Genomic DNA, 9,937 nt, shown 5'->3' with positions numbered 1-9,937 from the left:
TGGCTTCATGATGAACAGCCAGGAGCTGGAAACTGCGGTACGTCTGGGCATGCACATCACCGTGGTGATCCTGCGTGACGACGGCTATGGCATGATCCGCTGGAAGCAGGCCAACATGGGCTTCACCGATTTCGGCCTGGACTACGGCAACCCGGACTTCGTCAAATACGCCGAAGCTTATGGCGCCAATGGGTATCGCGTAGAAAGTGCCGACTCGTTGATTCCGCTGCTTGACCACTGTGTCTCCAACCCAGGGGTGCACGTGATTGATTGTCCGGTCGACTACAGCGATAACGACCGTATATTGAACATTGATCTGCGCGAGCGCAGCGCGGCGGTGTGAAGCCGTCTTGTTCTGGCTGATCGCCGATTCAGTGTGGTGGCGAAGCGTCTGGCTGACAAACAAAGGCAAGGTTATGCTTCGCCACCCACAGATAAGGAGAGCGAGAATGGGCAGAGGGCTGGAAAGGATTCGAGCGTGGCTTACACCACGGAGGCGGTTCTGGTCAGGCATGGCCCTGTTCACAGTGACTGTTACCGTGCCGGTTGTCAGCCCAGGAACGAGCGTCAGTTGGCTCATCGGACCTGCTGCCGTACTCATCGTTGGTAGCTTGATGACGGTGCCGAACGGCAAACAATGAAGTACTGGGCCCGCAGAGGCGCGTGGGGCTGTTTTGCGAGCCCCTGACTGAATGGCCGACCGGCGCGGCCATGTTCCAGGCTGCAGGCGTATCAATCTGTACGCAGTATCGGGAACAGTTCTAGCGGATTGCGTGATTCGCTGTTCATCAGGTCGCACGCAGCCGCAGCTTGTGACTTGTTTATAAAGCCGTGCTTGAGCCGTTGTTTTTCCTGGTTGTCGTAGAGGTCGAAGCCGCCCGAAGTGGTCGCGGCGTAGAACCGGTTGCCGATGCGGAAGGACTCGCCTTCCACCGGCACAGCAGGAACGATAACGAATCTTGGTTGCATGTCACGCGCCTCCCCAGGCAGATATCTAATTATTAGTCTGAGAGCGGGAAGGCAACAATATGACTCATCGAGACTAATCAATGGCGTGGCGTGTCACGGCTATCCGCCATGAACTGAGGGATGGCTGGCATCCCGATGCAACCCGTGTGATGGGGGAGGCGCATCGGAATGTCTTGCCGGCGCTCGGCGCTCAGCGATGGATGAGCGAGAGCTCGCTGATGATGCAGATCGAGCCTTCGTCGGCGGGCGTTGCAGCGGTGTAGTCGACCTGGTTGTAGACCCCACCGTGGAACTCGAACAGGCGTGAAGCCCAGGTACTGTCGAGCTGCAAATCGCCCGATGTGCCGGATACCCCATTGCATTTGGCTGTCACATTGACCACGCCGTCAGCCGTGGTGTGGATGCTGATATTGAACTTCTCCCCTAGCGGCACCCCCTTCAAAACCGTTGAGTTCACAGGGTCTGTCTGGTTGTAGGTGCGTCGAAAGCCCAGGGTGATGTTGCCCTTGTTCCAGAACACTTTCACCGGCGGGCTGTCATCCCCACGCACGTGCATCTGGGCGATGACCACCTTCTGCGCCGCGTTTACCTTGGTCAGCGTCATTGTCTGGCGATTCCAGTGATCCTGGGCGCTGGCCAGCGTCCAGTCTTCCGTTTCTGTCCACTCGCAGCGGGTCCTGTGAGTGCTTTTGCTCGAAGCCCCTTTGGTGGGGGCTGAAAACTGGATCGAACCATCGCTGAGCACCTTCACGATGCTCGGGAAGCGGGCAATTGCTTCGGCGCCGTTGACTTCCAGGGCAACCGGATTGGTTGAGGAAACCGCTATCGGGGTGGCAATGGTGAGCTTGCTGATGTCTACGGCCATGGGGCTGCTCCTTAGAAAAAGCTGGGGTTGAATGGTGGAGTGATCTGGCGACCGGGAAGTGGTTGCCGACGCCAAAATTAGCCATAAGCTAAATATCAGTCAATAGCTTTTGGCTAAATAAATTTCGCTTGAAGAATAATTACCCGCGGGCGAAATTTTTCCGCAATGGGGCTTTACGCTGGATTTGGCAGTGAGATAAGCTTTCCTTTAATACTGTACAAACATACAGCCTTCAGGATGGGAATATGTCCAAGCACATGAAGTCAGAGCCCCAGCTGCGCCAGGAGATGACCGGAATAGAGCGGCTTAGCCTGCGGGTGTCGTCAATGATCAACCACCCGCTTGCGCAGACTCAGCGCTGGGTTGTGGTGCATCGCCTGGATACTGACGGTGACAGGGAGTGGGAGGAGGTAATGGGCCTGCTGTCGGAAACACCCGAACTGGACCTGACCTTCAACGATGACGAGAGCGTGACAGTGCGCTGGGAGCGCAGCAGTGTGGAAGAGCGTGACGATTTCTTGGTTGAGCAGGACAGCGAGCAGCAGGTCGAGGAGGCGGCACCTTTCTGAGCATCAGAAAAAGCCCGCCGTGGAGGGCGGGCTTCGCTTTACACAAGGTGGGCATTCCACACCAGTAGCACCCTGGCCTGTATGTAAATCTCTTCCTGGCGAATCATGCGGTCTTTGTGTCGCGAGTTGTCGGAGATCATCTCGAAATGCTCCTCATCCGCGATTTGCAGCCGCTTGATGTAGATGTGGTCGCCCCAGGAGAAGAAATAGATGCCATCGCCAACGAACTCGCGGATGCTGACATCGACGATCAGCGGGTCGCGGTGCTTGATGGTTGGCTCCATCGACTGGCCCCAGCCCGTTACCATTTTCAGATGGTGGTGCTCACTGAACGCTACGCCCAGTTCGCGCAGGTGGCTGGGGCTGACGCGAATGTCCTTGAACATCTCGGGGTAATCGTGGGGGATCTGGCCGCCACCCATGGCTGCCCGCACGTCGTAATGGGCAATCCACACTTCATCACCGACCAGGCCAGGGCGAACCCGCTCAGCCTTCACCAGTGGGGTATCTGCTGGCTCTTGCGCAGCGGCCAGCAACCGTTGCCGGGTTTCTTCGGGGATACCTTTACCGCTTCTTGCCAGCATCTGCTTGACCAGGTCGGCTGCAGAAAGCTTGCTGTCAGCCACCTCGACGCCAACTTGCGTGTGCTCGCCTGGCGTCACCGCATCGAACCAACCCCGTGGCAAACCTTCGATGCCCTCGATGCGACGGGCCACGTCATCACCCAGGTTCTTCGCGGTCTTGTCGGAAAGGATCTGGCTCAGATGGGCAGGCGCCATCCCCCAGCGCTCTGCGCAGGATCCTTTCCTCTGGCTACCGATCAGCTTGATCAGGTTGAGCTTGCGAATTTCGTAAATATCCATGGGGTGAAGCATGCCAGTGTTTAGCTGGCTGCTAAATATGCGCATGGCTAAATTGGCTCTTGTGGCGATGTTAGCTGTAGGCTAAATTAAATGGGCGAACAAGGAAAGCCACCGAGGCAATTTTCTCCAAGGCTTATCACATCATCATCTGTAATGAGGTGCACATGGATCCGACCGACCTCGGCCCGGGCACAGTCACTTGGCTGAGCGGTACGGGTACTGTTTTGCTGGGTGCATTTCTGTGGCTGCGCAAGTGGTTGTCCAGGGATGCGGTCGACCGCGCGATGGACAGTGCGGATATTGCGGTCATCCACCGCCTGACAGAACTGCTGGACATCGAACGGGACGCCCGAAGAGAGGCAGAGGCTAAAGCTGATCAGCTCGCCAAGGAGCGAAACGAACTGGTGATGACCGTGGGGCGGCTGCAAGGCAAGGTCATGGCCCTGACCAACCAGTCTGGTCGCAGCCCTCATCCCTGAGGGTGGCCCAAGCAAAAAAAAGCCCGCCAGATTGGCGGGCACAAGGGCGTAGGGAGTAACGCACAACAAATTCGGGTCAGGCGACCAGGGTGCCGGGTTGCAACTGCTCAACCAGGGCCTGGGCCGAGGCAAGCGTCGGCATCGGGCCGCTCACGGCTTCACCGTTACGCACCAGGTACCAGCATGCCAACAGGCCCTGTTCACGCAGTGAAACGGGGACGGCGCTACCGACAACGGACATGATCTGAATAGTGGCCATGAGGACCTCCTGTGAAACATGGCTCTACCATACGCAGCAGCCGGAACGCTTTGAAATCAACTTCCTCGATAGTGGTCATTAGTTCTATCAACCGTTACCAGCGTGGCGGGCCGTAGTACACCGGTGGCGGGCCGTAATAAGGGCGGTAGCCTGGGGGCGGTGGCGCGGGTGCGTAGTACGGCTGGTAGTACACCGGCTGTGGTGGCGGTTGCACGTACACCGGGGGAGGCGCGTAATAGACTGGCTGGCGTTCGACGTACACGGTGCGGTCACGCCCGCCATAAACCGTCGCCCCAACCACGGCACCGACCACGGCAGCACCTAGCAGGGGGCCTGGCCCATACCAACCACCGCCGCCATGGCCATAACCGCCGTGGGCTGCAGCAGGCCCGCTGATGGCCAAGGCACCGACCAGCAGGGCGATTCCGGGAATGTGACGGTTCATAAAACAACCTCGCAGGAAAACCCCACGCTTGGGGCCTTATTACTATGACTCCAGTCTCCGTCAGCTGAGCACAGGGGAACGGTAAAGGTTGTGTAAGGGACGACCAGTGGTTGCCTCTGTTACGCTGAACAAACGTTTCAGTTATGACTATGGAGCAGGTTATGTCGACAACTCCCAGCAGAGATACAGTGCTGTGCATTTCCTTGGCCGGCCGCCCTGGTACCTTCGGCGTGCGCTTTCACAACCACCTCTACCAGCAGCTGGGTTTGGACTTTTACTACAAGGCCATGCGCACCGATGACCTGCCGGCGGCGGTGGCGGGTATCCGCGCGCTGGGTATTCGCGGCTGTGGGGTGTCGATGCCATACAAGGAGGCCTGCATGGCCTTGGTCGATGAAATCGACCCGTCAGCGCAAGCCATTGAATCGGTCAATACCCTGGTCAACAGCAATGGCCACTTGAAGGCTTACAACACCGATTACCTGGCTGTGCGTCAGTTGCTGGCGCAGCACCAGGTCGACCCAGGCACCGCGTTTGCCCTGCGTGGCAGTGGGGGGATGGCCAAGGCCGTGGCCAGTGCCCTGCGCGATGCCGGGTTTGCCGAAGGCATCATCGTTGCGCGCAACGAGCAGGCCGGGCGGCAGCTGGCGGATGTGTGCGGTTACCGCTGGTTGCCACAGCTGGACGACATCTGCCCGCCAATGCTGGTGAACGTGACACCGATCGGTATGGCGGGCGGGCCAGAGGCAGATGTGCTGGCGTTTTCCGAGCAGGCCATTGCGGCAGCGGAGCGGGTATTCGATGTGGTAGCGATGCCGGCGCAAACGCCGCTGATCCGCCAGGCCCAAGCGTTGGGCAAGCCGGTGATCACTGGGCTGGAGGTCATTGCGCTGCAGGCGCTGGAGCAGTTTGTGCTGTACACCGGGGTAAGGCCGACGCGGGCGCAGGTAGACGCTGCGGTGGCGTACGCCCGGGATATCTGATTATTGCTGTACTGGCCCTTTCGCGGCTTTAGCCGCGAAAGGGCCAGTACAGGATAAGACAGGGTCAGAACACCTTGTGCCCGTCATCCAGCTGATGGTCGACCAACGCCCGGCCATGGGCCAGCGACACATGCTGAGCATTTTCAAGGTCGGAGAAAAACTGCATCGGCATCGACAGACGCTTGCTGGTGTGCCCGTCGGGTGTGGTGATCAGGCAGCCGGCGGCATAGGGCAGGGGGGAGTCAGGATGGGGCATCACGCTGGCGGTGATGGTGTGCTCGCGGTATTCACAGTGAAGAGATTGCATCGTCCTTACCTCGCTGTGGCATGTGAAGCGGTTACCTTCATATACCACAGCAAGGGGCCGGGAGTTCCCGGCCCGACGAGCGAGCCGCGACGAACGCTTACCCTTTGAGTTCGGTTGGCTGGATCACTTCGACCCAGTAACCGTCCGGGTCCTTGACGAACGCCAGGTGGTTCATACGCCCATCCTGCAGGCGTTTCTGGAACGGTACATCCAGTGCTTCGAAGCGCGCGCAAGCGGCGCGTACGTCGGGCACCGAAATGCAGATGTGGCCAAAACCGCGCGGGTCGGTGTTGCCGTTGTGGTAGGCAAACTCGGCATCGTTTTCGGTGCCGTGGTTGTGGGTCAGCTCCAGCACGCCAGGGATCGACTTCATCCATTGGTGGCGTGCGGTGTCATCGGCGGGAATCAGCGCCGGATCGACCAAGGCCAGGAAGTAAAGGCTGAACGCGGCTTCTGGGAAATCACGCTTGTCGACCAGGCGGAAGCCCAGGACGCGGGTGTAGAAGTCCAGCGACTTCTTGATGTCCTTGACCCGCAGCATGGTGTGGTTGAAGACGAACTGGGCGGTGGCGGCGTCAGGTTGCGCGGTGACGCCAGGCAGGGTTTGCAGATCGTGCAGGCTCATGGGAACTCCTGAGACAGGGCCGGGCGCAGGGCGCCGGCAAAACAGACAGGCTGGCCATGATACGGCAGTGCGCCGATTGCGCAAATGAAAGCGCCCTGCACAAGGCAGGGCGCTGGAATTAGAGGCCCGCATGTGCGGGCGCGTGATGGGGTCGCTAGTCCTTTAGCTGTCTCGATACTGAGCCAGCCTTTGTGAAAAAAGTGTGAAGCAGGTGTGGACGTTTCATCAGCGTACCCAGCTTTCCACGGTGGCGGCCCCGTACTGTTCTTTCCAGGCCTTGAGGCCGCGGTGGTTGCCGCCTTTGGTCTCGATTCGCTCGCCGGTGTGTGGGTTCTGGTACACCTTTACCACGCGCGGGCGGCGTTGTTGCTTGGGCGCTGCGCTGGAAGCGCGGGCTACTGCCTTGGGGTCGAGGATGGCGATGATATCGCGCAGGCTCTTGTCATAGCTTTTCATCAGGCCGACTAGTTTCTGCTCGAATTCGATTTCGCGTTTGAGGCCGGCATCCTTTTTCAACGCTTCCAGTTGCGCCATCTGTTCCTGGAGCGCTTTTTCGGCAGCACGAAACTCTGCAAGTCTGGACACTGTAATCACTCCTGTACGTCAGTCGTGGCAGGGCGTGACGAACATTGAATAAGCGTAAAACGCCGGCCACGCGGGTGGGATTTGCTGTTCGCTGATATCGAGTGTAGTCATTCATGGGTACTGGGTAAACCGCTAACTTTTTATAAGTAATACGGGAACTTTCCTAGTTTTGCGTGCGCTATTTCACGGCTTTTTTCCGGCTGCCCCTCAAGGTGCTTAGACCATGGTCCAATGGCCCGTTCCAGAGCCTTTGCGCGATCATTTCAGATGATGGTCGGCTATTGTTCGGCTCCCGCAGTACCGTGGCCAACGCGCGCCACAGGTTGTTAACTTGTCTTCATTCTGGATGTTCTCTCGCATGTTTGCCCCTTTCCCTCACGCCCCTGGGCGTCGTGTTGCCGGCCTGTTCCTGTTGTGTGCCGGCGTCAACGCCCAGGCCGCCGGTTTTCTTGAAGACAGTAGTGCCAAGGTCGAAGCACGCAATGTCTATTTCAACCGGGATTTCCGGGACGGCCACAGCAGTTCCAGCCAGGGCGCGTCCAAGCGCGAAGAATGGGCACAAGGCTTCATCCTCAATGTGCAGTCGGGTTATACGCAAGGGCCGGTAGGCTTTGGTGTTGATGCGCTGGGCATGTTCGGCTTCAAACTGGATTCCAGCCCTGCCGACAGTAACAGTGGTTTGCTGCCGTCTTCCGGGCATGATCCGCGCGGCTCTGCCGACCAGTACGCGAAGATGGGCCTGGCGGCCAAGGTCAAGGTTTCCAACACCGTGCTCAAGTACGGTTCGATGATGCCGGATGTGCCGTTGCTCAAGTACAACGATGGCCGCCTGCTGCCGACCATGTTCCACGGCGCCATGCTCACCTCCGAAGAATTGCGCAACCTGAAGTTCACCGTGGCGCGGCTGGACAAATATACCGCTCGGGACTCTACCGACCGCCAGGACATTCGCGTGCACTGCAAGAACAAGCGCTATGCCTGCGATACCGAAGCCGACCACTTCGACCTGGCCGGTGTCGATTACCGTTTCAACGAGCGGATCAGCGCCCAGTACCAGGTCGCCAAGCTGGAAAACATCTATCGCCAGCACTTCCTCGGCCTGGTGGCCAGCCAGCCGCTGGCAGTGGGTAGCCTGTCTGCCGACCTGCGCCTGATCAAGAGCGATGACATCGGCAATGCCCGTGCCGGCGCAATCGACCACCGCGCGTTCAGCGGCATGCTTGGCTACAGCCTGGGTGGCCACAAGGTGAGTGCCGGCTGGCAGCGCATGTATGGCGACAGCGCCATGCCGTATCTGGATGGCAGCAACCCATACCTGGTCAACTATGCCCAGATCAACGACTTCGCCGCCGCCCAGGAGCGTTCCTGGCAAGTGCGCTATGACTACGACTTCAAGGCACTGGGGGTGCCTGGCCTGACCTTCTTCACCCGTTATATCAATGGCGACTCCATCAAGGTGCCGGGCAGCAGTGCCGAAGGTAAGGAATGGGAACGCGACACTGAGTTCAAGTACCAAGTGCAAAGTGGCACTTTCAAGGATGTCAGCGTGCGCCTGCGTAATTCCACTTACCGCAGCAACTATGAAAAGTGGGCACGTGACATGGATGAAACACGGGTCATTGTCAGCTACAACTTCTCGATCTTCTAAGCCGTCGCTTTGCCAAATACCGGTGGCCGCCTGACAATGGCTGCTGGTTCCCGCAAAGGGCAGGGCAATGAAAGACCTGTTGTTGATCGGCATCGGCGCGGGTGACCCGCGCCAGGTCACTTATGAGGCAGTCGACGCGCTGCGTAGCGCTTGCGTGTTCTTCGTGCTCGACAAGGGCCGCGACAAGGATGACCTGGTGCAACTGCGCAAGGCAATTCTGCAACGCTACCGTGCCGAGGGCGGTTACCGCCTGGTGCAGGTGGCCGACCCTGTGCGCGATGGTCAGGCGGATGACTACCAGGGCGCGGTGCAGGACTGGCACCGGCAGCGCGCTGCGCTGTATGCCCAACTGATCGAGCAGGAAATTGGCGACGGGGAGACTGGCGCCTTTTTGCTGTGGGGCGAGCCGACCCTGTATGACAGCACCCTGCGTATTCTCGACCTGGTCCGCGAGCGCGGCGTGGCGCTGCGCCTGCAGGTAGTCCCTGGCATCAGCAGCGTTCAGGCTCTGGCAGCGCGCCACCAAGTGCCGCTCAACCGCATTGGTGAGCCGCTGACCGTGCTGCCGGGGCGGCGACTGGGCGGGCATGGGCCTATCGACAATGTTGTGGTGATGCTCGACGGGCAAAGCGCGTTCGCCCTGCTCGATGACCCGGCGTTGATGATCTATTGGGGCGCGTACCTGGGGACGGAGGACGAGGTACTGATTGCCGGGCCATTGCAGGCAGTGAAGGCGCAAATACTGCAAGTGCGTGAGCGGGAGCGGCTGCGCAAGGGGTGGATCATGGACACCTACCTCTTGCGCAGGGCGCTGTAGTTGGCGATACCCCTATCAAGGGTTACCCAGAATAGCCACCACCTTGTCCCGCAACTGGTCGATGCTGAACGGCTTGCCGATCAGGTGCATGCCTTCGGGCACATTGAAGCTGTCGGCATAGCCACTGGCGAACAGCACGGGCAACAGCGGCCGCAGTTCGCGTGCTTTCCCCGCCAGTAACTCGCCTCGCATGTCCGGCAAGCCCACATCGGTCATCATCAGTGCCAGCGCCTGGTTCGGGTCTTCGAGTACCCGCAGGGCGGCCGCGGCGTCTTCTGCCTCGATGACGTTGTAGCCCAGTTCGTCGAGCACTTCGACCATCAGCATACGGACGATGTCGTCGTCTTCGACTACCAGAAGGTGCATGGTTCGGATCCTGTACAAATGAGTGTCTTTAATCTGTGCACCGCGCGGCATCAGAAGTTCCCGAGGATACCGATCCATGCAAATAGATGGAACGATTCCCGAACGCAACCTTCAAATACTGGCTAAATGCCCTGCCAGACCCGTCAAAGCTGGTTAG

Annotated in this window: 15 protein-coding genes; 6 read left to right on the top strand and 9 right to left on the bottom strand. The window is 59.1% G+C overall.

The annotated features are described in order from the left end of the window. The coding region (locus APH42_RS12370; RefSeq protein ID WP_256217824.1) for a thiamine pyrophosphate-dependent enzyme at positions 1-343 on the top strand (343 nt) is incomplete at its 5' end. A gap of 389 nt (positions 344-732) precedes the next feature. On the opposite strand, the gene APH42_RS12365 is transcribed toward APH42_RS12370, so the two are convergent. Both APH42_RS12365 and APH42_RS12360 read right to left on the bottom strand, forming a co-directional pair. Continuing rightward, positions 733-969 carry a hypothetical protein gene (locus tag APH42_RS12365; RefSeq protein ID WP_012271779.1) on the bottom strand — a complete coding sequence of 79 codons (237 nt, stop codon included), beginning with the start codon at positions 967-969 and terminating at the stop codon, positions 733-735. A gap of 190 nt (positions 970-1,159) precedes the next feature. Further along, positions 1,160-1,834, bottom strand: a complete 675-nt coding sequence (locus tag APH42_RS12360; protein ID WP_012271780.1) for a polysaccharide lyase family 7 protein — start codon at positions 1,832-1,834, stop codon at positions 1,160-1,162. 245 nt (positions 1,835-2,079) lie between these two features. Between APH42_RS12360 and APH42_RS12355 the strand changes: the two genes are divergently transcribed. After that, positions 2,080-2,403: a DUF1654 domain-containing protein gene (locus APH42_RS12355; RefSeq protein WP_012271781.1), complete on the top strand. Its 324-nt coding sequence runs from the start codon at positions 2,080-2,082 to the stop codon at positions 2,401-2,403. A 38-nt stretch (positions 2,404-2,441) separates the two neighbouring features. Here the strand turns inward: APH42_RS12355 and APH42_RS12350 are convergent, their stop codons facing one another. Then, the gene (locus APH42_RS12350) at positions 2,442-3,266 is read right to left on the bottom strand and encodes a S24 family peptidase (RefSeq protein WP_060493398.1); all 825 of its coding nucleotides are present in this window, start codon (positions 3,264-3,266) and stop codon (positions 2,442-2,444) included. Between the two features lie 164 nt (positions 3,267-3,430). On the opposite strand from APH42_RS12350, the gene APH42_RS12345 reads away from it, so the two are divergent. After that, positions 3,431-3,745: a hypothetical protein gene (locus tag APH42_RS12345; protein ID WP_012271783.1), complete on the top strand. Its 315-nt coding sequence runs from the start codon at positions 3,431-3,433 to the stop codon at positions 3,743-3,745. Positions 3,746-3,821: 76 nt separating this feature from the next. Here APH42_RS12345 and APH42_RS12340 read toward each other — a convergent pair whose 3' ends face one another. Both APH42_RS12340 and APH42_RS12335 read right to left on the bottom strand, forming a co-directional pair. Beyond that, positions 3,822-4,004, bottom strand: a complete 183-nt coding sequence (locus APH42_RS12340; RefSeq protein WP_012271784.1) for a hypothetical protein — start codon at positions 4,002-4,004, stop codon at positions 3,822-3,824. A 94-nt stretch (positions 4,005-4,098) separates the two neighbouring features. Further along, positions 4,099-4,449, bottom strand: coding sequence for a hypothetical protein (locus tag APH42_RS12335; protein WP_012271785.1), 351 nt, complete (start codon positions 4,447-4,449; stop codon positions 4,099-4,101). Between the two features lie 161 nt (positions 4,450-4,610). On the opposite strand from APH42_RS12335, the gene APH42_RS12330 reads away from it, so the two are divergent. Beyond that, a complete protein-coding gene (locus APH42_RS12330) occupies positions 4,611-5,432 on the top strand; it encodes a shikimate 5-dehydrogenase (protein ID WP_060493397.1) in 822 nt (273 codons plus the stop codon). Positions 5,433-5,496: 64 nt separating this feature from the next. Here APH42_RS12330 and APH42_RS12325 read toward each other — a convergent pair whose 3' ends face one another. The 3 genes from APH42_RS12325 to APH42_RS12315 form a co-directional block, all read right to left on the bottom strand. Then, the gene (locus tag APH42_RS12325) at positions 5,497-5,739 is read right to left on the bottom strand and encodes a hypothetical protein (RefSeq protein ID WP_012271787.1); all 243 of its coding nucleotides are present in this window, start codon (positions 5,737-5,739) and stop codon (positions 5,497-5,499) included. Between the two features lie 97 nt (positions 5,740-5,836). Further along, complete coding sequence (gene gloA, locus APH42_RS12320; RefSeq protein ID WP_060493396.1) at positions 5,837-6,364, bottom strand: lactoylglutathione lyase; 528 nt, start codon at positions 6,362-6,364, stop codon at positions 5,837-5,839. 225 nt (positions 6,365-6,589) lie between these two features. Further along, positions 6,590-6,949, bottom strand: a complete 360-nt coding sequence (locus tag APH42_RS12315) for a histone-like nucleoid-structuring protein, MvaT/MvaU family (RefSeq protein WP_012271789.1) — start codon at positions 6,947-6,949, stop codon at positions 6,590-6,592. Between the two features lie 358 nt (positions 6,950-7,307). Here APH42_RS12315 and APH42_RS12310 point away from each other — a divergent pair, with 358 nt between their 5' ends. Continuing rightward, the gene (locus tag APH42_RS12310; RefSeq protein WP_060493395.1) at positions 7,308-8,597 is read left to right on the top strand and encodes an OprD family porin; all 1,290 of its coding nucleotides are present in this window, start codon (positions 7,308-7,310) and stop codon (positions 8,595-8,597) included. A gap of 67 nt (positions 8,598-8,664) precedes the next feature. Next, positions 8,665-9,414 carry a precorrin-6A synthase (deacetylating) gene (cobF, locus tag APH42_RS12305; protein ID WP_060493394.1) on the top strand — a complete coding sequence of 250 codons (750 nt, stop codon included), beginning with the start codon at positions 8,665-8,667 and terminating at the stop codon, positions 9,412-9,414. Between the two features lie 15 nt (positions 9,415-9,429). Here cobF and APH42_RS12300 read toward each other — a convergent pair whose 3' ends face one another. Next, positions 9,430-9,780: a response regulator gene (locus APH42_RS12300; protein WP_012271792.1), complete on the bottom strand. Its 351-nt coding sequence runs from the start codon at positions 9,778-9,780 to the stop codon at positions 9,430-9,432. Between the last annotated feature and the right edge of the window lie 157 nt (positions 9,781-9,937).

It is taken from the genome of Pseudomonas sp. NBRC 111140 (assembly GCF_001320885.1).
GTDB lineage: Bacteria > Pseudomonadota > Gammaproteobacteria > Pseudomonadales > Pseudomonadaceae > Aquipseudomonas > Aquipseudomonas putida_P.
This window is presented reverse-complemented; position numbering and strand designations above follow the sequence as displayed.